The sequence below is a fragment of the Zobellia sp. OII3 genome, from assembly GCF_002211465.1.
GTDB lineage: Bacteria > Bacteroidota > Bacteroidia > Flavobacteriales > Flavobacteriaceae > Zobellia > Zobellia galactanivorans.
The window spans coordinates 113010-134104 of the sequence record NZ_MWRZ01000001.1 but is presented as its reverse complement, the minus strand read 5'-3'; the positions used below and the strand labels follow the sequence as shown (position 1 = coordinate 134104).

At 42.0% G+C, this 21095-nt stretch carries 21 protein-coding genes and 1 pseudogene; 6 read left to right on the top strand and 16 right to left on the bottom strand.

From position 1 onward, the window contains the following. Window positions 1–9: 9 nt before the first annotated feature. The 11 genes from B4Q04_RS00495 to B4Q04_RS00450 all read right to left on the bottom strand — a co-directional run bounded on the left by B4Q04_RS00495 (window position 10) and on the right by B4Q04_RS00450 (window position 9703). Window positions 10–1110, bottom strand: a complete 1101-nt coding sequence (locus tag B4Q04_RS00495; RefSeq protein ID WP_013992446.1) for an AI-2E family transporter — start codon at window positions 1108–1110, stop codon at window positions 10–12. A gap of 75 nt (window positions 1111–1185) precedes the next feature. Continuing rightward, the gene (locus B4Q04_RS00490) at window positions 1186–2085 is read right to left on the bottom strand and encodes a mechanosensitive ion channel family protein (protein WP_013992445.1); all 900 of its coding nucleotides are present in this window, start codon (window positions 2083–2085) and stop codon (window positions 1186–1188) included. Window positions 2086–2096: 11 nt separating this feature from the next. Further along, on the bottom strand, window positions 2097–3926 hold the full coding sequence (locus tag B4Q04_RS00485) for an SLC13 family permease (protein ID WP_088695684.1): 1830 nt from the start codon (window positions 3924–3926) through the stop codon (window positions 2097–2099). 44 nt (window positions 3927–3970) lie between these two features. Further along, on the bottom strand, window positions 3971–4132 hold the full coding sequence (locus B4Q04_RS22625) for a hypothetical protein (RefSeq protein ID WP_013992443.1): 162 nt from the start codon (window positions 4130–4132) through the stop codon (window positions 3971–3973). A 38-nt stretch (window positions 4133–4170) separates the two neighbouring features. Beyond that, window positions 4171–4470 carry a ribosome hibernation-promoting factor, HPF/YfiA family gene (gene hpf / locus B4Q04_RS00480; RefSeq protein ID WP_013992442.1) on the bottom strand — a complete coding sequence of 100 codons (300 nt, stop codon included), beginning with the start codon at window positions 4468–4470 and terminating at the stop codon, window positions 4171–4173. Window positions 4471–4676: 206 nt separating this feature from the next. Continuing rightward, window positions 4677–5702: an AI-2E family transporter gene (locus B4Q04_RS00475; protein ID WP_013992441.1), complete on the bottom strand. Its 1026-nt coding sequence runs from the start codon at window positions 5700–5702 to the stop codon at window positions 4677–4679. Between the two features lie 37 nt (window positions 5703–5739). Beyond that, a complete protein-coding gene (locus B4Q04_RS00470; protein ID WP_013992440.1) occupies window positions 5740–5979 on the bottom strand; it encodes a Rho termination factor N-terminal domain-containing protein in 240 nt (79 codons plus the stop codon). A gap of 49 nt (window positions 5980–6028) precedes the next feature. Then, entirely contained in the window at window positions 6029–6772 is a 744-nt protein-coding gene (locus tag B4Q04_RS00465; RefSeq protein WP_013992439.1) for an SDR family oxidoreductase, read from the bottom strand. Between the two features lie 114 nt (window positions 6773–6886). Continuing rightward, complete coding sequence (locus B4Q04_RS00460) at window positions 6887–7792, bottom strand: YihY/virulence factor BrkB family protein (protein ID WP_013992438.1); 906 nt, start codon at window positions 7790–7792, stop codon at window positions 6887–6889. A gap of 204 nt (window positions 7793–7996) precedes the next feature. Further along, a complete protein-coding gene (locus B4Q04_RS00455; RefSeq protein ID WP_088695683.1) occupies window positions 7997–8971 on the bottom strand; it encodes a serine hydrolase domain-containing protein in 975 nt (324 codons plus the stop codon). A gap of 249 nt (window positions 8972–9220) precedes the next feature. After that, on the bottom strand, window positions 9221–9703 hold the full coding sequence (locus tag B4Q04_RS00450) for a hypothetical protein (protein WP_013992436.1): 483 nt from the start codon (window positions 9701–9703) through the stop codon (window positions 9221–9223). A gap of 837 nt (window positions 9704–10540) precedes the next feature. On the opposite strand from B4Q04_RS00450, the gene B4Q04_RS00445 reads away from it, so the two are divergent. The 3 genes from B4Q04_RS00445 to B4Q04_RS00435 are packed head-to-tail and all read left to right on the top strand — an operon-like array spanning window position 10541 to window position 12906. Next, complete coding sequence (locus B4Q04_RS00445; protein WP_084724382.1) at window positions 10541–11521, top strand: fatty acid desaturase family protein; 981 nt, start codon at window positions 10541–10543, stop codon at window positions 11519–11521. Window positions 11522–11530: 9 nt separating this feature from the next. After that, window positions 11531–12688, top strand: a complete 1158-nt coding sequence (locus tag B4Q04_RS00440) for a DEAD/DEAH box helicase (RefSeq protein ID WP_088695682.1) — start codon at window positions 11531–11533, stop codon at window positions 12686–12688. Between the two features lie 26 nt (window positions 12689–12714). Next, the gene (locus B4Q04_RS00435) at window positions 12715–12906 is read left to right on the top strand and encodes a cold-shock protein (RefSeq protein WP_013992432.1); all 192 of its coding nucleotides are present in this window, start codon (window positions 12715–12717) and stop codon (window positions 12904–12906) included. 63 nt (window positions 12907–12969) lie between these two features. Here the strand turns inward: B4Q04_RS00435 and B4Q04_RS00430 are convergent, their stop codons facing one another. The 5 genes from B4Q04_RS00430 to B4Q04_RS00410 form a co-directional block, all read right to left on the bottom strand. Then, complete coding sequence (locus B4Q04_RS00430; protein WP_088695681.1) at window positions 12970–13545, bottom strand: YdeI/OmpD-associated family protein; 576 nt, start codon at window positions 13543–13545, stop codon at window positions 12970–12972. 260 nt (window positions 13546–13805) lie between these two features. Continuing rightward, window positions 13806–14504, bottom strand: a complete 699-nt coding sequence (locus B4Q04_RS00425; RefSeq protein ID WP_013992430.1) for a thioredoxin family protein — start codon at window positions 14502–14504, stop codon at window positions 13806–13808. Window positions 14505–14506: 2 nt separating this feature from the next. Next, window positions 14507–15034: a TlpA family protein disulfide reductase gene (locus tag B4Q04_RS00420; RefSeq protein ID WP_236630947.1), complete on the bottom strand. Its 528-nt coding sequence runs from the start codon at window positions 15032–15034 to the stop codon at window positions 14507–14509. Window positions 15035–15240: 206 nt separating this feature from the next. Next, window positions 15241–15675 (bottom strand): VOC family protein, encoded by a 435-nt coding sequence (locus B4Q04_RS00415; RefSeq protein ID WP_088695679.1) that lies wholly within the window; start codon window positions 15673–15675, stop codon window positions 15241–15243. Between the two features lie 24 nt (window positions 15676–15699). After that, window positions 15700–16278: an RNA polymerase sigma factor gene (locus B4Q04_RS00410; RefSeq protein ID WP_088695678.1), complete on the bottom strand. Its 579-nt coding sequence runs from the start codon at window positions 16276–16278 to the stop codon at window positions 15700–15702. Between the two features lie 163 nt (window positions 16279–16441). Between B4Q04_RS00410 and B4Q04_RS00405 the strand changes: the two genes are divergently transcribed. The 3 genes and pseudogenes from B4Q04_RS00405 (at window position 16442) to B4Q04_RS00400 (ending at window position 21084) form a co-directional block, all read left to right on the top strand. Continuing rightward, on the top strand, window positions 16442–17575 hold the full coding sequence (locus tag B4Q04_RS00405; RefSeq protein ID WP_088695677.1) for a FecR family protein: 1134 nt from the start codon (window positions 16442–16444) through the stop codon (window positions 17573–17575). 164 nt (window positions 17576–17739) lie between these two features. Then, window positions 17740–18084: pseudogene (locus B4Q04_RS23145) on the top strand (STN domain-containing protein); the annotation flags it as partial. Window positions 18085–18099: 15 nt separating this feature from the next. After that, window positions 18100–21084 carry a SusC/RagA family TonB-linked outer membrane protein gene (locus B4Q04_RS00400; RefSeq protein ID WP_236630946.1) on the top strand — a complete coding sequence of 995 codons (2985 nt, stop codon included), beginning with the start codon at window positions 18100–18102 and terminating at the stop codon, window positions 21082–21084. The last annotated feature ends 11 nt before the right edge of the window (window positions 21085–21095 follow it).

Here is a 21095-nt window from a genome sequence, read left to right as displayed (position 1 = left end):
ATAGAATAGTTACAGCCCTTTAGTTAGGGCCGTAACTATTTTGTTTTTAGAGACGACTTGTTTCAAGACCACCTTTATTACCGTATATGCGGGTACGGCCAGCATCATGCCCACAATACCGAAGAGCAGGCCGGCACAGAGTATTACCAAGAATATTTCAAGGGGATGCGACTTTACGCTATTACTAAAGATAATGGGTTGGGAGAAAAAATTATCGATAAGCTGGCCGATTGTCACCCCAAGAAGTACATATCCTACCTTGGGTAGAATAATGGTGCTAAAATCTAGGCCGGGATTGCTGGTAACGGTAAACATCACCATAATCGTAGCGCCTATCATAGGGCCCAAATACGGAATGATATTAAACAGGGCGCACATAAAAGCTATGAGAACGGCATTCTCCAAGCCCACCAAGATCAGGGTAATGGCATACAGGGAAAATAAGATGAACAGTTGAATCAAAAGTCCGACAAAGTATCGCGAGAGCAGGTTTTTGATCTTCGTTAGGGAATTGAGGGTCTTTTCCCTATGGGCGTCCGGTACCGATAGCAAGATGGACCTTTCTATCATATTACTGTCCCTAAGGAAGAAAAAGGAAATGAAAAGTACGGAAAACATTCCGATCCCAATATTGTCCAATACCTGTAAAATCGATTTGATAAATGAGGGTACCAAATCTTTCCCGAGGTCATTGACCGAATTTTTATCCAAGGCAGCGTCTTCTACCAAGTCTTCAACCACTTTTTTGGTCGTACCAAAATACTCGGAAACCATAAGGTATAGTTTGTCGAATTCAGCTTGGATGATGCCAAAATCGAATAGGTACAGGTTTTTGCCCTGTTCGGTAAGTAGGGGTACGAGCAAGGTGATGATTCCGCCGAAAAGCGCGGTCAAAATCAGCATGGTAAAAATAACGGCCATGGTATTCGGTATTCTCAAGCGGGTCTTCAGTAGGGTTACAACGGGTCTCCCTATCAGGGCCAATACGGCCGAAATAACCAGGTAGGCCACTATTGACTGTAGTTCGTAGATCAGGAATAAAAGAAGTAGAAAGCCGCATACCGCGGCGATCGCTTTTAGAATTCCTTGGGCTATTTCGTTCGATTTCATGAATTCACTTTAAGTGTATGAGTGTATGTTGAACAATAGGGTAATTTGGCCTCGTTGTTTTTCTGTTCGCCGGTCCTAAGACTCCGCTTTGATCGTATTGGCGTTCATGTTCAGGCTATTCTTTCCGAAATCCAAGGTGCGGATGGGGAAGGGAATATTGATGTCTTTGGCGTCAAAATGATACTTGATCAGTTTTACGGCTTCATGTCTGGCTTCGAGTTCTTGCTTGGCTCCTTTCATATCGATCCAAAAGCGGACCATAAAATTAATAGAGCTATCCCCGAATTCGGTAAAGAAAAATTCTACCGATTCATTTTTTTTCTGGGGAAAGTTTTCACCGATAATCTTCATTACCAAGTGCTCTACCTCCTGAAGCTTACTCTCGTATCCTACACCACAATTGACCGCAATACGACTTCTTTCGCTGAGGGAATAGTTTTTAAAAGACCCGTCAATAAATTTAGAGTTGGGTATGATCACGTAATTGTTATCGGGTTGACGGACGACAATATTGCGAAGGCTTATTTCCGAGACGAACCCTTTAATACCGTCACTCTCAATAAAGTCGTCAATATTTATTTTCGGCATAAAGGAAAGAATGAGTCCCCCAAAAGTGTTGCTCAATGTCCCTTGCAATGCCAAGCCGATAGCTAGGCCGACGACCCCGGCACCTGCAAGAATGCTGGTAAGGACCTTGTCAAGCTCGAGTACGCCCAAGGCGATGAAGAAGCCGATTAAAATTACGGTTAAGAAAACAAAGCGCGCAATAATATCTTGAATGGATTGTTGGCTGATACGCTTTAACAAAAACTTTAGCAATAGCTTACGTATGCCCCGGGCTATAAAATAGAACAAGACCATAATGAAAATGGCCATTACGATGTTCGGAAGCTTTAGGATAATGGCATCGAGCCATCCGTCTAATTTGCCCCATAATTTACCGATTGAATTTTCTACTGAGAATTTACTTTCCATAATTCATATTCTTATAACATATTGGTTAATAAAAGGGAAGCCACTACCGCCAGAATAAGGCTCAAAAGGCCACCAATGATTAAAAAATGGCCAAACCTATAGTTTCCTAGGCTATATATAAGTGTGTTGGTCTGGTATCCTACGGGGGTGAAAAAGCTAAAATTGGCAGCGAACATAACCGCCAGGATAAAAGGTTTGAAGTCGTATTGCATTCCCTGTGCCACGGCTATGGATATAGGGGTCATAATAATGGCCGTAGCATTGTTGCTTATTACGGCACTTAATATCATTGTAGAAAAGAAGAGTGTACCTATGACCACATATCCGGGTTGGTCAAATAGAAATTTTAAAAGTCCTTCCGAAATAAAAACATCCGCCCCCGTGTTGTGCATAGCCGTACCTAAGGGAATCATACCGGCCAATAGAAAGAAAATCTGCCAGTTTACCTTTTTGTAAACCGTAGACAAGTCCAAATTTTTGGTCAGTAGTAGGATGCAGACCCCCGTAAGGGCACTGACCATAATAGATAGTATACCGGAAGCTGCCAGACCTATGACCAAAAGGAGTACGGCCAAGGAGAAATATCGTTTGAACTTAGAGCTCGATCGTACACTGTCAAATTCTTCGAGCAGTAAAACGTTCTCCATGGTGCTCAGTGTTTCTAGCTTTTCCCTAGAGGTTTCCAAGAGCAGGCGATCGCCTACTTTTAAAACCAATTTGTTCATGCTGCTACGGACCAACCTCTCCTTTAGGTTGGTCAGGGTTTTTCTTTTTTTTATGGCAATAGGAATAATATCTTGTATCATGGAACTCCTAAGCACACCTAAGGTCTTACCTAAAAATTGGGCCCCGGGAAGCATAAGGAGTTCAACAAAAACCCGTGCCTCGAGCTCACCTTCCTTTTCCTGGGCTTCTTTTGGGCCGATTTCGTCAAATGTTGGTGCGGTAATATGTTGTTTCTCGTTCAGGCTGAGGTTTTCCGATGCATTTATCCGCGATAGGTTCTCTAGGTCGCACATCAGGAGCAGTTCGTCACCCGCCTTAAAGGTGATGTACTTTCCCGGGGAATTGTGGACTCTATGGTTTCGGGTCAATTTAAGGAGCGTAACATCGGGGTTTTCAAATAGAAAACTTTCTTGAACGGTCTTTCCGACCAATTGCGAATCGGCATTGATATGCACATGGGTCACATAGTTATCGAGGTTATAGTCCTCGTCAATATTTTTTGTTTTTCCCCAAGGCAGCCAGTGTAGGGTAAGCGTGAGGTAAACCATTGAGATGATGAGAAAAATAGATCCCAAGAGGGAGAATTCAAAAAATCCCAGTTTTTCAGCGCCTAGGTCGGTCGCCACAGAATTTACGATCAAGTTGGTAGAGGTGCCCATAAGGGTGCAAGAACCTCCTAGAATACCCGCAAAAGATATGGGCAACAGCAATTTGCTTTGGGGTACATTGTATTTTTCCGAGAGCTGGTTTACTATTTTAATAAAAACAATAACGACGGCAGTAGTGCTGATAAAGGCCGATATGCCCGCGGTTACGAACATAAAGAGAGGGGCCATGACATAAAGGGGGAAGCCCTTGATCCGGCCCATGCCCGATGCCAGCCAATTGATGACGCCATTCTCTTCTAGGGCAATGGCAAGAATCATTAAGGCAAGAACGGCTATGGTGGCGCTGTTGGAAAAACCGCTAATGGCTTCCTCAGGTTTCACCAAACCCAACAGGGTAAGGGAAACGATAATCAAAAAGGCAATCTTATCGACCGGAAAAACCTCGAACACAAATAGGATTACCGTCACCAGTAATACACAAAACATTAAGGTTATTTCCCAAGTCATTTTTTTTTGTTCGGCCTTGAACCAGAGGTACAGGGCCAGATTAATTAGCCTTTAAGTTTTTTTCTCTTTTTCCTTCCCTTGCCTGATTCTTTGCTCTGTATGAGTTTGTATCCCAAGTAGGCAAATTGCATTCCTACCAAGGCAAGTTTGAGTTTTCTACTGCTGGCCAGTGCCGAGGCAATGCCAATAAGCGATGTGGGTTTCATATTCGTTCTTTAAAGGTTTTACATTGTGAGACATCGGTTTAGTGTTCCGACATCTTCTCTTTTATTTTTCGCAGTTGGTGTTCTAGGTCGCGAACGGTCTCGTTCAAGGCCGTATCAAAGGTCTCGGCATTGGAGGAAGCGAAGATGCGTGGTCCGGGCATGCTCAAACGGATATCGCAGAACATACCGTAGTCGTCGCTTCGGTTCTCAGTCTTGAAAAACACATCGGCGCGATGTACGAAATCGTATTTCTTTTCAAGCTTTTCGAGTTTTTCCTTGGCCAAGCCCTCTAAACGTTGACTGGCCGATACATCGTGATACTCATAGATAATTTGCATAGTATTTTCTTTTAGGTTATAATTTTTGATAGCTCTTGGTCGAGCCGAGCTAAAAAATGTTCTATAGCCAGCATCATGTTATATTAGGGATACTTTTAAAAAGTACTTAGCCCGATTAGGCTTATTGTTAATGCTATAAAACTGCTAGTGCTCTGGGGTTTATGCTCTTATGCCCTTTCCCGATTTTTAGGTTAAGGTTTTAAATGTCAAGGCTCGTCGTGACTTATCTCTTTGCCGTATTCTTGTTTATAGATTTGAACGATGATAAGAAAGAGGCTGACAAATAGTGGGCCGAAGATCAATCCGATAAAGCCGAAAAGGGGAATACCGATAAGTACCCCGATCAAGGTTATTAGGGGATGGACATCATCTAATTTCCGGAGGATGTACAATCGGATGATATTGTCTGTAGAACCTACCACAACGATGCCGTAAATTAGAATACCCCAAGCCTGAAAAGTGTCTCCGTTCGATAAGGTCAGTATGAATACGGGCAGCGTGCCCAACATATTGCCTACGAAGGGTATCATTGACCCTATGGCTACGATGGCCGCCCAAAAAAATGGGTTTTCGATACCGAAAATGAGGAAGCCTATTAAGGCCACAACCCCTTGGGCAATCGCCACTAAGGGAATGCCAAGGGCATTGGCACGTACCATCTGTCTTATTTTACTGCCAATGGTTTTTAAATTGTCCGTGCTGATCGGAATGTATTCATAGAGCGACTCTCGCATTTCCTTGCGGTTCGTTAGCATAAAGTAAAGAATGAAATACATGATGCCAATAGCGATAACCGAGGTGAAGGTACTGCCGGCCAGTCCCTGTAGGTTGTCGGAGAGCCATCCCGATACGGCCGAAACGTCAATTTGCGACGACAGGTCGTAGCCGACATAGCGCTCTAGGTTTTCCAGTTGTGACTTTACGGCTTTTACCACTTTTTCTGAATTTTTGACCGTTTGGCTCACTTTGTTTCCCAACATGAGCACCGCACCGGAAACCGGTATTAAGATGACGATGACCGAGGCGAACATCAAAAGGCCCGCCGCAAGATTGGGTTTCCAGCCCTTTTTGATCAGTCGGGCCATGGGCTTTTTTAGTAAGACGTAGAGCGTAATAGCCCCTAGAACCCCTGAAAAATAGGGCGCCATTTCTTTAAAAATGAGTCCGCCTATAAGTACTATAAGCAATAGCACGAAAATTTGGCGAATGACTTTTGGATGTATCGATTTCATAGGGCATAGTTAAAATGGGAAATGACCGGTCGGCCTACTAATTGTTCCGAAGGGCATGGATGAGCTCTGACTTGCTCATTTTCGAACGGCCCTCAATGTTTACATTTTTGGCTTGTTCGTAAAGCTCCTCTTTGGTCCGTTCTTCATATGGCTTTGCTTTTCCGCCTTTCTTTCCGGGGTGGCTAGAATTGGCTATCCTCGCTGATTTTTCTTTGCTGTACCCCTTGTCCCTCAGCGCCTCGTATCGGTCTTCGTTCTTTATGCTAGGTATGTCCATTTTGTGCGTTTTATAAGTGAATAATCCGTTTCAAATCAAATGGGCCATTCTATTTTTGTTGCTCTGTAGGCATGATATAGACATCGTTGATATTGGCCCTGGCAGGTTGTGTCAAGGCGTAGTGAATGGCCTCGGCAATGTCTTTCGCTTCTAAAAAGGTCATTTTTTGCATCTCCTTAAAGGTTTCCTTGATATCCTCGTCGGTTATGGTATCGGTGAGTTCAGTAGCGACCGCGCCGGGTTCAATAGAGGTTACGTTAATACCATATTTAGGGGCAAGTTCTTGTCTAAGGCCTTCGGAAAACATTTTTACGGCCGATTTTGTGGCGCAATAGACGGCCCCGCCCGGGAAGTAATTGTGGGCCGCACTCGAAGATATATTGATGATGCTTCCTCCTTTGTTTTCGATCATGGTTGGAAGTACGGCCGCTACACCGTTCAAAACACCTTTGATGTTTACGTCTACCATCTTCTCCCATTCGTCCGTCTTTAATTTTTCAACGTAAGAGAGCGGCATTAGACCCGCGTTATTGATAAGGACATCAATCGTTTTAAATTTGCCCAGCGTTTTTTCGACCAGTTTTTCGTAATCCGATTTTTTGGTAACGTCACCTGTGATGATCAAGGCTTCACCGCCCCTTTCCTCAATTTTCTTCTGTAGGTCTTTGAGTCGGTCTTCCCGTCGTGCGGTAAGTACAAGCTTGGCACCTTCTTCCGATAGTTTAAGGGCGGTAGCTTCCCCTATTCCACTTGAAGCTCCGGTGATGATGACGACTTTATTATCTATGTTCATTTTTTTATGTTTTTAAATTGAAAGTTAAAGTGTTACAAAGGTTCCGATTCGGGGCGTAAGGGCTTGATCACATCAAAAAAAATATTGACTATAACCGTCTGCTGGTGAAGAGGATTATTCGACCAGCTTTTCGGAAGACTCCTTGGGCACCCCATGCCCATATCGTCTGGCATAGACCCATGTGAATTCGGCCCCGAAGAAAAGAATCAAGCAGGAGTAGGAAACCCATAGAAGAATCAGCACTATGGTACCCGCCGCGCCATAGGTAGAGCCTGGGTCTGCCTCGCCAAAATAATAGCCTAAGAGCGACTTGCCCAGAACAAAGAGAACAGCGGTGATAAGGGCGCCTATCCAGACCGTTTTCCAGCGTATTTTCGTATCTGGAAGATAACGGAAAATCAAGGCAAAGAGCACGGTAATGATTCCTACGGAAACGGCAAAATCAAGAATATAGGCAATGTAAACAATAACGTCGGGCAAGATACTGCGGATGTATCCGTTGAGGGCCGAAATGGCAGCGGTGACCAAAAAGCTGATAAGCAACAAAAACCCTATGGCGAGAATAAATGCGAAGCTTCGGGCCCTATCGATAAGCATTTTTATAAAATTGGAATCGGGTTTGGGGTCGACCTCCCAAATCTGGTTAAGCGATAATTGCAAGTGGTAGAAAACCCCGGTGGCCCCAAATACCAGGGTGCCTATACCTAGAATGCTGGCAATGGTACTGCGGTCTTTGTTTTGGGTTTCGATCATCATCGACTGTATGGCCTCGGCGGCATCACGCCCTAGGGCACTCGATATTTCTTGGGTGAGCTCACCTTGAACGATTTCCGTACCCCAGACCGAACCTACCAGATTCACGATAATCACTAAAAGTCCGGGCAAGGAAAGCACCGCATAGTAGGCGATAATGGCACTCAGCCGAAAGGGGTCATCGGCCTCCCAAGCCTTGTAGGTATCTACAATAAGCCGTGGCAAGTGCTTGAGTTTAAATCTTTTTTCAGAATCTGTAGCTGTCATAAGGTTTAGGCTCAGGTAGGGTCTGCAAACCTGAGCGTGGTAAAATTAGCCTTAGGCTTTTCAAAGGCTTGACCGAAAAGCGTAATGTTTTAATGGGATTGCATCATGCGGGCTATGCTTTTTTATGGGAAGGCGGTTTAGGTAGGGAAATAAAAAACCATCGGGCGGACCGATGGTTACGGGAACAGGAAGGAAGTCCTGATTTTATATTTCGAGTTGGGGAAGAAGCCGTTGCTGAATGAATTCGATCCTGTCTTTGGCACGGGGCATAAAACGGGAGCTTATGGCCACGACCGTTTTCTTTTCCGGGCTCACGTAAATAATGTTTCCGCCATCACCAATGGCCGCAAAGCAAGGGTTTTCGGCCCCATCAATAATCCACCAGAGATAACCATAGTGTCGCTCTTTCCAGCGGCTATGTGTTTTGGTGCTTGTTTCTACCCATTCTTCGGATACGATCTCTCGGTTTTGCCACTGGCCTTTGTTGAGGTAGAGTTGGCCAATTTTTGCCATGTCGCGTGTGTTTAGGGCCAGTCCCCAACCCGCTGTATTGACCCCTTTGGGGTCGATGACCCAACCTTTGACAAATCTATCTTTGAGGAAGGCAAAATGTTCTTCCTTATTATGGATGCTTACGTTAGGGGGCGTTTTGATGTTCAGGGGCTTGAACAGGTGTTCCGTGGCGAAATCGAGTACGGAGGTTTGTGTGGCGTTCGCGAGTATTCCTGATAATACCTGTAGCCCTACGGTGGTGTATTTAAAATCACCGCTTAAAGTTTTTCCTCCCAATAGATCCAATACGGCCTTTGTCCAATCGTCGCTCGAATACACTTTGGTATAGGGTTCGTATTTGAATTTGAAGGGCGCGGTCATGGTAAGCAAGTGCCTAAGCTTTATTTTTTGGATGGTTTTTTCCCTTTTTTTGAGGGTGTATTCCGGAAAAAAATCCAAGATATTTTGATCGACACTAGCGATAAAGCCCTTGTCTATGGCGATGCCTATGAGAATGGACAATATACTTTTGGTTACCGATGCGATATGAACCGTATCGTTCGGGGCGTATCCGTGAAAGTAGCTTTCATAGGCCATTTTACCGTCTTTTAGAACTACCATGCCCGTAATGTTATCATAGTCCCTCTGTATGAGTTCCACCAGCTCTTTTGGAAGTTTTTTCGTCATGGTCAAGGTATCGTTTTTTTATGCGTAAATGGTTTGACAAATATTTCTTGACTGTATATAAGGCTTCCTCCCTAAGACCGATTGGTAAAAGGGGAGTTTGGAATTGAAGATAGCACATTTACCTAATTTAGGCTAGGGGTGAAAAGCGAAGTACGGGGTTTTGGACCTCTATTTTTTAAAAGAGTAGTAGAGTTGTTTGTGAATTACAGGATGTCATAAGGTTTTATAAAAAAGGAGAAGGGCTTCGGTCTATTTCAAGGCTGTGGCCAAATGCTCCAAATAGGTATCGGTATATTTTTCCCCGAAACTGTCAATGGCAATGGCAAAACCCAAATGCAGGATAAGGGCCGTAAAGATACCGAACAAGATAGATTTTGATGCTAGGAAGGACATGGTCACGACCAATGCCACAATTAAGATGCCGTAGATCAGTTTAAGCCAGAAGAACGATTTTAAGGCCTTTTGGGTCGCTACGGATTCCGCTTTAAGGAATTCGGTGTGATTATTTTCGTAGGTGGATATCTTATCCTCTATTTTTTGTGAATATTTCAGGTAATTAGGAAACATGGCGGCCATTTCCAAAAGCCCGATGACGATCATGGTCGTAGCAAAACTCTTCTGACCGGAGAATATGAGGAAGAGCAGACCGAGCACCACCGAAGCCGTGCCGATTATTCCCGCGAAAAGATATAGTGTTTTTTCGCTGTTTAAAAAGTCCGATATAAATTCCATAATCGAGGGTTTGTTTAGCACAAGGTCTTTGTTTTGGGGTAAGAACGATGTTTTTCTTGTCTGCGTTGGTTTTGGTCCGCATGGCATGGGTAGGGGAATATAGTAAAAATCCCATTAGGACTTATAACTAGCTATAGAAAGGGGAGGGATATTTCCTTATTGGCAAACTGGGATTTCCTTGGTCAATAGGAGTAGATTTTATAGGGGAGTTTCAATACCCTATTTTCTGTTTAAAAGGAAAATAAAAGGATGGGGCCCAATCCGTGAAAGTTTGTTTTTTGCTCGATAATCGAGATGTATTCCTTTTAATGTTTCACGGGCTTGCCCGAGGTAGTTTAGGCTGTTTTTAGAAAGAGGCAAGGCAAGAAAGTGAAAAATAATAATGGGAAGTGAAACTAGGGCCATCCGTTTGTGGTGCGGGGTTCTTGTCTTATTGTTGGCTGTAAATGAGTAGGTTAAAAAATCATTTATGTAGGATAATTAGGTCAGTCGGAATATTTGACCTATATTTGTCACTGTTCCGGGTATGAAAATTGAATCCCACGAACAAGATAAATAGTAAAAATAGGCTACTCTTCCAGTAGTTCTCCGTTAAGCAATTCTTCACTAGATTTTACTTCAACGTTTCAATTTGATTTCACAAGTCGAATATCATTTTTACCCTTTCTCGAAGTAAATATTGTTTAACTAATTTCTTTTCCTATTAAAAATTTAACCTTTTCTAGATCAGTAAGCTCTGATTTTTCCAAAACACTGAAAGTTCGTGTTTCGGAATATTTTAAAAGCACAGAAAAAAGTAGGTACGGCAATACACGTATGGTTTTTAAAACCGCTATTATGTTGTTGTTGTTCTTCACGCCATTATCAATCATCATTTTCTCATCGATAACCAGTGTTCCATTACTGTTCGGTCTTTATATTCTGAGCGGCCTCGGTATGGCCGGTATCGGTATGGGCGTAATGCACGATGCGATCCACGGCTCCTACTCAAAGAACAAGACCATTAACCGAATCATGGGGTACACCATTAATTTAATTGGTGCGAACGACAAGGTTTGGAGGCTACAGCACAATGTGCTTCACCATAGCTTTACCAATATCGATGAGCATGACGATGATATCAATGCTCCTTTTTTCCTGAGGTTTTCTCCCCATGCCAAGCGGAACAAACTACATAAGTACCAACATTATTATGCTTGGTTCTTTTACGGACTATCGACTATTTCGTGGATTACGTCAAAAGACTTTATCCGATATAAGCGATACTATAAAATGGGATTGATCAAAGATCGAAGTACTTATAGAAAAGGTATGATGAAGATCATAGCGTGGAAACTGCTGTATTATTCCTATGCCCTGGTACTTCCGATCGTTCTGACCGCTTTTGCACCTTGGACCGTAGTGTTAGCTTTTTTGGCCATGCATTTTGTAACCGGGTTGAGTATCTCCTTGGTCTTTCAAACGGCCCATGTTTCTCCCAATGCCGCATTTCCCTTACCGGACGAAAACGGACATTTGGAATCGGGACGCCTGGCCCACCAGCTGGAAACCACCTGTAATTTTGCACAAAAAAGTGTGCTCCTATCATGGTTGATAGGTGGCCTTACACATCAAATAGAACATCACCTTTTTCCGAACATCTCGCATGTACATTACCGGAAAATAGCACCGATCGTTAAACGGACCGCAGAAGAGTTCGGACTGCCTTATCATTCCAATGGCTCTTTTGTATCTGCCGTCTCTAAACATTTTCAAATGCTCCGCGACTTGGGGCGCATGGATATGCTTCCTATTGAAGCAATTCCCACAAATCAATAAAATACAAGAATGAATTATAAAAAGAATAAGTTCCGGACGAAAACGTCTGGAAGAAGGCCAGCCTCTACCTTAAACCCAGAATTGCTGGTCAAGAAATCAACAGGGGTTTCAGTAACACCTTTTGAGTCGGAACGCAGTTTCGACCAGTTGGAACTCAATTCCACACTGTTGAAAAACATAGAGGGAAAGGGATATAAAAGCCCTACCGAAATACAAGAAAAGTGCATTGATCCGTTGATGTCGGGCAAAGACCTCATAGGTATTGCCGCCACCGGTACGGGTAAAACGGCCGCTTTTCTAATTCCCATAGTGCAGCAAATGCTCGCCTCTAAGGATACCACCGGATTGGTGGTCGTGCCTACCAGGGAATTGGCACAACAGGTGTACAGCGAATTTAAATCGTTGACCGAGGGTACGGCTTTGTCGGCTGCCTGTTTTATAGGAGGAACCAGTGTGAACAAAGACAGTTCGCTGGCCAGAAGAAACCCAAGCCTGATCGTAGGTACTCCGGGAAGGTTGAACGACCTGATCGACCGGAAGGCCCTAAACACCCAAGCACGCTCCGTTTTGGTCTTGGATGAATTTGATAGAATGCTCGATATGGGCTTTATCAAAGACATCAGGAAGATTGTATTGGGAATGCACGGCAGAAGGCAAACCATGCTCTTTTCGGCTACCGTAGACCCGTCACAAGAAAGGGTGATCAATGAAATTATTGGAGACCCTTTACGGATCAGTGTGTCTAGCGGCACGAAATCTAGCGACAATGTTGATCAAAGTATCATCAGGGTCGGTAGGGACGAGAATAAGTTCGAAGTCCTTTTTAACCTAGTCAACGCGCCCGCTTTTGAAAAGGTGCTGTTGTTCGCGGAAACCAAAAGAGGAGTAGACAAATTAAGCAAGCAACTTATGCAATCAGGTATTCGGTCTGATGTGATCCATGGCAACAAATCACAGAACTACCGATCTAGGGCCATTGAGTTGTTCAAATCGGGTAAAACCAAAATATTGGTAGCAACGGATGTTGCGGCCAGGGGAATTGACATAAAGGGGGTAACCCATGTCATCAATTACCAATTGCCCCAAACCATGGATAGCTATATCCATAGAATAGGTAGGACCGGCCGGGCAGAGAGCACGGGAACGGCCTACACGTTCGTCAATTAATAAACATTAAATAAAATAATATAATAATGAAAGAAGGAACAGTAAAATTTTTTAATGATGCGAAAGGATTCGGTTTTATAACACCGGCCAATTCGGATCAAGATATTTTCGTACACGCATCGGGTCTAATCGATGAGATACGTGAAAATGACCAAGTTCAGTTTGAAACGGAACAAGGTAAAAAAGGCCTAAACGCCTTTAATGTTGAAGTGATTTAACATTCTCAAGAAATAGATTGTTGAGAAGCGGCTCTTTTTAAGAAAGGGGCCGCTTTTTTATGTTTAAAATTGTTTGGGTTTCCGTTTTTGGGAAGCCCGTTCGGCGATTTCCTGTATGCGCTTTTGTCGGGTCTCGGGCCGTTTGGCAAGTACTACCCATTGCAACATGGCCTTGCGCACCGATTTGCTTAAGCTGAGAAAATAGTCCTTCGATTCAGTCCTTAGGCCTAACTCCTTCTCTAGGTCCATTGGGATTTCAAGCTTTTCAACGCTGTCTAAGAGGTTCCACGAGCCATTTTGCTTGCCGGTTTCAATACTTTTTAATCCCGATTCGGTAAGGAGTCCCGATTTTTCGAGTTGTACAATTTTCTCCTTGTTTATCTTCGACCAGGTACTATTGGCTTTTCGCTTGCTGAAGTATTGCTTGTACCGCTCAGGGTCTATAGATCTCTTTACACTGTCGATCCATCCGAAACAAAGGGCTTCGTCAACGGCATCGCTCCAATTGATGTTCGGGGTAGGAGCGTTTTTCTTATGGATAATAAGCCAAATGGCATCTTCTTTTGCGTGATTTACTTCTAGCCATTTTCTCCAATCTTTTCTATTGGAGGGGGTAAAGCTTTGTACCTCATTGTCCATGAACACGTTTTTTTGGGATGGAAGGCAAACCGAAGCGATTTGACAACGTCATAAATATACGCAAGCTTTTAAATCTAAGGCCGATACCCATATCGATTTTTAGGGGATCGGCCTTGTCAAATATGCTATAGGCAAGCTATTTTTAAGAGGTATTTGATGTCGATTGGAAGTCTAGCTTTTATGTAGGGCCAAAATTAGATGGCGCCTTGGGTTCCATTGTCTATTACCCACCATCTACTGGCGGGACTGTAGTTGCACTATCAAAGGTTTTTCACCGGACAGCCGATGGCCTTGGTGAAATTGGGGTTTGCTTGTTCTCCATTTTCCAATGCTTTAATGGCATTCTCAACGTATTTTACTTTTACATCTTGGGCAGAACGGGCGTTGTCGTCTATAGTGCCGATGTATTGAACCTTTTTTTCTTTGTCCAATAAAAATACGTGAGGTGTTCTTACCGCTCCGTATTGTGGCGATATCTTTTGTCCCATATCGGCCAAATAAACAAAGGGGAACTGCTTTTCCTCGGCCCTTTTTTGCATCGCCTTAAAACTTTCCCGCTCATTGGTTTCACTAACGTTGGGATTAATGGCGATTACGGGATATCCACGAGGGGCATATGTATTGTGCAGCGCAATTAAGCGATCTTCGTACATTTTTGCGAACGGACATTCGTTACAGGTAAAAACTACAATATAGCCCTTGGCATCTTTGATATCTGACAATGAAAATGTATTTCCATCAACATTTTTAAGTTGAAAATCAGTTGCGGCTTCTCCAATTTTGTAACCTCCTATTTCTTCCAAGGTTTTTGATTGTACGGGGCTATGGCCGCCTGGAGGTGGGCCCTTACGCTCGCCATTTTGCGGAGGCCCCTTTCTTTCCTGGGCGTTGATGTTGACCGTTACTAAAAGACTGCTTAATAAGAGAATCGTCGTAAAAAATACATTGCTTTTCTTCATGCTTATTTTTTGTTTCTTATTTTATTTATTTCACTTTTTAAATCTTCGATATTTTCAAAGACCCGTTCGTGATAGGAACGGTGCCTATGGTTGAATACTATGGTAAACGGAATCGCCCCTGACCAATTGGGATCGATTTTGTCAATCCAGCTGTTCGCACCGGGGTCATCCAATAAGATTACCTTTGAGGTAATGCCTTTCTTTTTTAAAAAAGGCTTGAGTTTTGTTTCAATATTTTCAGGGAAATCAAGGCTCACCAATAGCACTTCTACATTAGGGTCGTTCTTTTCATATTCTTGAATTATGGGGAGTTCCTTGACGCAGGGGGCGCACCACATAGCCCAAAAATTGACGATATGGATTTTATCGGAATCGGTATGTAGCAAAGGTTCTAAAGCGTCAAAATCGTAAATGGCGATTTCTCTACTTGCTTCGTGATCATTAAGCTTGGGGGAGGATGTAGACGAACTTACCTGGGCGTAGGAAAACGGCATGAACAATAGGCTTAATAAAATCGTGTGTAATCTCATCTTTAATCTTTAAGGGATGAAAGATGGGGCCATAAATTGCCATGACGAAAATGAATAGACGTATGGGCAGATTGGCTATACCAAGCCCCTTGTTTTATCGATGGAATTTTGGGTCCAGTAGATTTGATAGGGATACTAGGTACACGGTGTGCTTAGGCCGCGCAGACGGGGTGATGCTTCCTTTTTTTGAAGTAGATTGTTTTTGTTCAATCAGGGGCTTGACTAAAACTGATCTTCCAGTTCACCCCAAATTTGTCCAAACAGATGCCGTAATACGAGCCCCAAAACTGTTCTGAAATAGGAAGTTTTATCTCTCCTTCTTGTGCCAATGAACTAAACAGTCTATCGGCTTCTTCCCTGCTATTGGTATGAACAAAGAGTGAGAAGTGTTTTGCCGTGTTATTTTCTTTTTCACTGAGGTCGATAAGGTCGGCTCCCATCAACATTGTTTCCTTGCTAATGGGGAGGCCAATATGCATAATATGTTGATCTTCGCAATGTGGGAAACTGGGTCGTACAACTTCCGGAACATCTTTATAGCGCCCAATGAATTTGAATTTTTTGTTAAAAACGGATTTATAAAAATTAAATGCTTTTTCGCAATTCCCGTTAAAATATAAATAGGTGTTCACTGTTGCCATAATTTTCTTCTTGAATTTTCTGACCTAGTTATTGTGATGGTCGAATTTTCGAAGTACGACAAACAAAAACAGTTGGTCATCTTCAAAAGCTTCCCTGATCTTGGTAAAGGCAATGCGCATTTGCGCTTCAACGGTTTTGATGGATATGCCCATGTGTTCGGCAATGTCTTTGTATTTAATCCCTTGAATTTTATTCATTTGAATGATCTCTTTGCACTTGGGGGGAAGTGAGTCAATAACCTGTCTCATTTTTTGAATTCGCCTTTCCTTGGCATCCATATCCTCCTCAATTCGGTCCCTTAAGGCACGTTCCCAGATTACGCTCATTAGTTTCTCCTGCTTTTTTTTGGTTTTTAGCGTATCGCAATATATGTTGTAGGCAATGGCGTAGAGGTAGCCTTTAGGAGATTGGTCCTCATCTAATTTCTGCCTGTTGTCCCAGAGCCTTATAAAGGTCTGTTGAATCACATCTTCCGATTGGGCAATATTGTGGTTATAAGTCGTAATGTATGCTACAAGACGATTGTAGTAGGTGTTAAACAGATATTTGAAAGCGACTTTACTTCCCTTCTTTAAGTCCCTGACAGCTTCTATATCATTCATTTATTTTTCACTTCGTTAAGGGAATTGTTTGAAAAAATACAAATATCAAAAAATATATGAGTTTGTTTTAAGGGTTTTGTATTATTCTGCAGTATAGATTGTGTTATGTGTATTATTTTGGGGTTAAAAGGAAATCGCATCGCTAAAAATACAATCGCAATAAATGAAAAATAATATTACCAAACTACTAATGGGGACTATTTCCGAAGAAGAGCTTGTTGCCTTGAGGAAATGGTTGGACAATCCGGAAAATCAGTCCATTCTTGAGACCTACGTTAAAGAGTACCACGATCTGAACTTAAGTTTGTTAAAAGACAATGTGGAGGAAGCCTATGCAAAAGCCTTACGGCAAATCGAGAGGACGGAACGGCCTGTTAGAAAACTGTTCCCCAATTGGGCGAAGTATGCCGCTGCGGCCGTTTTGATTTTCGGGCTTGGCTTGATGTACCAACAAGGGGTTTTTTCCACAAAGAAGTCCCATATCCTAATTCCCAATGACGATGTAGTAACCTTGGTAACGGAGAACGGTAGCGTGCAAACCATCGATGTACAGACTTCTGAAATCGTCAAGGACGAAAATGGTAATGTTATCGGCAAGCAAGAAAAAAATCAAATCAACTATTCTGTAGGGAACGAGGTTAAAGAGTTGATCTATAATACCCTGAACGTCCCTAAGGGGAAAACGTTTCAAATTACCTTGTCAGACGGTACCGTCGTGCATATGAACGCCGGTAGTTCTTTGCGATACCCTGTAAACTTCTCACCTACCCAGTTGCGAAAAGTATTTCTTGATGGGGAGGCGTATTTTGACGTAACCAAAGACAAATCGAGGCCCTTTATCGTAAATGTAGATGATCTTGACATCAAGGTTTTAGGAACCGAATTCAATGTTTCCTCATATAGTGAAGATGCCAACATTGAGGTAGTACTCGTTGAGGGGGCGGTGGGCCTTAACAAAATATCCTCATCCCGTGAAGAGGGCGTGAAACTCGTGCCGGGGCAACGGGGGGCGTACCGCCGCAATTCTGAAAACATCCACATAGATAGCGTAAATACCGATTTGTATACGTCTTGGATGCAAGGCCATTTGGTGTTTAGGGAGCTGACTTTCGATCAAATACTGACCAAGCTAGGGCGCCATTATAACATAGAACTCGAAAATAGAAATAGCGAACTGGGCCATGAAGTTTTCAATGCAAGTTTTAACGACGCCACTATTGAAGAGGTCATGAGTTTCTTTAACGATACCCATGAAATCGATTATGAAATAAGCGATAACAAAGTAATCATTAAATAAAAGGAAGTTGAACCCATAAAAGAAGTTTATATGACATAGCCTATTAAGAAAAACAGGCGACACTTTGTTTGTAAAAAAACAAAACCGAAAAATGTTGGAGCATTTTTCGGTAGAAAAAAGTGATCGCGCAACTATTTGCTAACCACTATAAATCACTCAAAAATATGAAAAAACCAATGAACCGGCGAGGGTTATACCAACCTTTGTTGAAATTCGACCTGAAAATGAAACTGACCACACTGCTATTGATGACGACCTTGTTCGGGTTATATGCCAATGACAGTTATGCCCAAAAGACAAAAGTAACATTGAATGTTAAGAACGCTACCGTTCGAAACGTTATCGATAATATCGAATCTTCTACCGATTTCCGATTCATTTATAAGACGAAAGATGTAGACCTAGAGCACAAGATATCGCTAAGGGTTAGCAAGGAATCTATTAAAAAGGTACTAGAAAGTTTGTTCGGAAATACCAATACCGTTTATAAGGTTAGGGGAACCCATATTATTTTAAGGAGGAGTTTGAAAGAACAACCATCGCCCGAAACAATTTTGGAAGATATTCCGATAGATAGGGGACAAGACTTTACGGTGACCGGTACAATAACAGATGGTAATGGTATGCCCTTGTCTGGAGCGAACATTGTAGAAAAGGGGACTGTAAATGGGGTAACCGCAGATTTTGACGGGAATTTTGCAATAGAAGTTTCCGACCAAAATGGTACACTTGTTATTTCTTATATCGGCTTTGCTACTAAAGAAGTGAACTTAAATGGCCAGACCTCATTTTCTATTGCTTTGGAAGATGCTGCTGCCGGCTTGGATGAGGTTGTGGTTATTGGTTACGGAACACAAAAAAAATCAGATTTGACAGGTGCAGTGGCAACCGCAAATATCGATGCTTTCAGGGAGTCACCTAATATAAGTATTGTACAGTCCTTACAGGGAAGTGTAGCGGGCTTAAATATTGGTCAAGTTAATTCTGCCGGTGAAAATCCAAGTATTTCAGTGAGAGGAAGAACTAGCATCAATGGGAATCTAGATCCATTAATCGTATTGGATGGTATACCTTATTCAGGTAATATTTCCGATATAAACCCTAATGATATAGAATCGATAAATGTATTGAAAGACCCAAGCAGTAAAGCTATTTATGGGGCACAATCGGCAAACGGGATAATTCTTATAGAATCTAAAAGAGGAGGCAAAATAAAATCTAAACCCATTTTTAGTTATTCCGGTTCTTATACAACCCAAGAGCCTTCGAACCAACTTACCCTCTTAGACAGGGACGGTTATATTGAAAAGTCAATTTTATTTGATTTTGAACAGACTTACCAAGCTCCCGATTATACGGAGTTGAAACCAGGTGTTAGTTATTTGGATGTGGTCGCTAATCCTGAACTAAGAAAAGGCTTTGAAAATGGCACCGATTATAATTGGTGGGATAACGCGACGAATTCAGGTTTTATTTCAACCCATAATTTGAGCGTTCAGGGTAATACCGGTAAAACTTCCTATATGCTCTCGGGCGGATATACCGGACAACAAGGATTCATTATTAATGATAAATTTAATAGAAAAACAGCCCGAATAAACATAGAAACAACTGTGTTCAATTGGCTCAAAATTGGAGCAAGAACCTTTGCTTCTTTTTCCGATCAATCTGGAAACTCACCAACGCTTCATACTTTAAGGACAAAGTCTCCTTTGGTTGCTCCTACAGATAATATTGGTAATTTTATTCCTAACCCAGATGGCACTAATAGTATTAATCCTTTTTTGACAGTTCAGGGGGATGATTTAGACAAAAGAAATACAATAATCGGAAATTTTTATGCCGATATTGATCTAGTCTCTATACCTGGATTAAATTATACCATAAATTTCGGAAATACTTATAATTGGAACCAACATTATCAAAGCAATGAATACCAAAATGCCGGTTCAGGTTCAGCCTATAAAAGGAATAACAGTTTTTATGATTGGACACTAGATAACATATTAACTTATAAAAAAACATTTTCCGAAAAACATGATTTAAATGTCACCTTATTGTACGGAAGAAGAGAAGTGAATTTTGAAGAGACTAATGCCCAAGGGTCTAACTTTAGTAGTCTTCGACTGGGGTATAATGATCTAAGTCAAGCAGGTATTCAAGAAATTTTTTCCAATTCTTATGAAGAAAGCTATTTATATCAAATGGGGCGCATCAACTACGATTACGATGACAAATATCTAATTACTGCCACTTTGCGTAGAGATGGTTTTTCTGGATTTTCAAAGAATAAGAAAACTGCTATTTTCCCTTCTGTCGCCTTAGGATGGAACCTTAGTAAGGAGACTTTTTTTCAAATGGAACAGGTAAATAATCTTAAGTTTCGCTTTTCATATGGTTCAAACGGTAATTTAGTCGATAAATATGCCTCGTTGGCCAAGGTAAATGTTTTTCCCGCAGTAGTTTTTGGTGATGGGGGTTCTACAAGGTTCGGACAAACAGTGGAGGGCTTAGCTAATCCAAATCTTAGTTGGGAAAGAACCGCGGGGTATAACTATGGTATTGATTTTTCATTATTTGATTTCCGGTTAAATGGCAGTATCGATTATTATACTTCACTTACTTCTGATTTAATCTTTGATGTTTCCATTCCAATAATCACGGGTTTTGATAAAATAATTACAAATGTGGGAGAAGTGAAAAATCGTGGTTTTGAACTTAATTTGGATGTCAGGCCAATTAGAACCGATAATTTGAAATGGAATGTTAATCTAAACCTTTCATCCAATGCGAACGAGATAGTCTCACTGGTGAACCTTGATTCAGATGACAATGGTCAGGAAGATGATTTAGTTGCTAACAATTTGTTCATAGGTCAGTCAATTAATTCCATTTACACCTATGAATCGGATGGAATTATTCAGTTGGGAGAAGCTGATATTCCTCAGGGTTTCATTGTAGGCACACATAGAATTGTAGACCAGAACGGAGATGGTGGAATAACCCCAGAAGATCGAGTAATTATAGGAAGGGAAGAGCCTGCCTATAGGTTTGGTATATTGAACGAAATAAAATATAAAAACATATCCCTACGATTTTTTATCAATTCTATCCAAGGAGGAAGTGACGGATATAGGGGGGTAAATAATCCCGAGACTGGAGATGGAGACAATTCAAGACGTAATAATCTCTGGAGCGGAATCGACTATTGGACGCCCTTAAATCCCGACGCCAAATACCGTAGAATTGATCAAGCGCCCGCAACTGATTTTATTCATTATGACGATAGAAGTTTTATAAGGCTTCAGGATATTACCTTAGCTTATCGCTTTAATTCAGATGTTTTGATGAAAAATGGCCTAAAAAGCTTAAAGGTGTATTTAAGTGGTAAAAATTTATGGACTTTTACCGATTGGAATGGTTGGGATCCAGAGACCGGTGATGGGTTGCAAGTCAATGCGCGTCCTGTACTCCGTGGAATCTCTTTAGGGCTTGACATTAGTTTTTAATACCAAAATTA

Excerpts from the sequence above, each read along its gene's own strand:
- B4Q04_RS00475 (WP_013992441.1), bottom strand. The coding sequence starts at position 5,702 with ATGAAATCGATACATCCAAAAGTCATTCGCCAAATTTTCGTGCTATTG.
- B4Q04_RS00420 (WP_236630947.1), bottom strand. The coding sequence starts at position 15,034 with ATGAGATTACACACGATTTTATTAAGCCTATTGTTCATGCCGTTTTCC.
- B4Q04_RS00465 (WP_013992439.1), bottom strand. The coding sequence starts at position 6,772 with ATGAACATAGATAATAAAGTCGTCATCATCACCGGAGCTTCAAGTGGA.
- B4Q04_RS00470 (WP_013992440.1), bottom strand. The coding sequence starts at position 5,979 with ATGGACATACCTAGCATAAAGAACGAAGACCGATACGAGGCGCTGAGG.
- B4Q04_RS00430 (WP_088695681.1), bottom strand. The coding sequence starts at position 13,545 with ATGGACAATGAGGTACAAAGCTTTACCCCCTCCAATAGAAAAGATTGG.
- B4Q04_RS00435 (WP_013992432.1), top strand. The coding sequence starts at position 12,715 with ATGAAAGAAGGAACAGTAAAATTTTTTAATGATGCGAAAGGATTCGGT.
- B4Q04_RS00450 (WP_013992436.1), bottom strand. The coding sequence starts at position 9,703 with ATGGAATTTATATCGGACTTTTTAAACAGCGAAAAAACACTATATCTT.
- B4Q04_RS00405 (WP_088695677.1), top strand. The coding sequence starts at position 16,442 with ATGAAAAATAATATTACCAAACTACTAATGGGGACTATTTCCGAAGAA.
- B4Q04_RS00445 (WP_084724382.1), top strand. The coding sequence starts at position 10,541 with ATGTTGTTGTTGTTCTTCACGCCATTATCAATCATCATTTTCTCATCG.
- B4Q04_RS00485 (WP_088695684.1), bottom strand. The coding sequence starts at position 3,926 with ATGACTTGGGAAATAACCTTAATGTTTTGTGTATTACTGGTGACGGTA.
- B4Q04_RS00410 (WP_088695678.1), bottom strand. The coding sequence starts at position 16,278 with ATGAATGATATAGAAGCTGTCAGGGACTTAAAGAAGGGAAGTAAAGTC.
- B4Q04_RS00460 (WP_013992438.1), bottom strand. The coding sequence starts at position 7,792 with ATGACAGCTACAGATTCTGAAAAAAGATTTAAACTCAAGCACTTGCCA.
- B4Q04_RS00455 (WP_088695683.1), bottom strand. The coding sequence starts at position 8,971 with ATGACGAAAAAACTTCCAAAAGAGCTGGTGGAACTCATACAGAGGGAC.
- B4Q04_RS00415 (WP_088695679.1), bottom strand. The coding sequence starts at position 15,675 with ATGGCAACAGTGAACACCTATTTATATTTTAACGGGAATTGCGAAAAA.
- B4Q04_RS00440 (WP_088695682.1), top strand. The coding sequence starts at position 11,531 with ATGAATTATAAAAAGAATAAGTTCCGGACGAAAACGTCTGGAAGAAGG.
- B4Q04_RS22625 (WP_013992443.1), bottom strand. The coding sequence starts at position 4,132 with ATGAAACCCACATCGCTTATTGGCATTGCCTCGGCACTGGCCAGCAGT.
- B4Q04_RS00495 (WP_013992446.1), bottom strand. The coding sequence starts at position 1,110 with ATGAAATCGAACGAAATAGCCCAAGGAATTCTAAAAGCGATCGCCGCG.
- hpf (WP_013992442.1), bottom strand. The coding sequence starts at position 4,470 with ATGCAAATTATCTATGAGTATCACGATGTATCGGCCAGTCAACGTTTA.
- B4Q04_RS00490 (WP_013992445.1), bottom strand. The coding sequence starts at position 2,085 with ATGGAAAGTAAATTCTCAGTAGAAAATTCAATCGGTAAATTATGGGGC.
- B4Q04_RS00425 (WP_013992430.1), bottom strand. The coding sequence starts at position 14,504 with ATGAAGAAAAGCAATGTATTTTTTACGACGATTCTCTTATTAAGCAGT.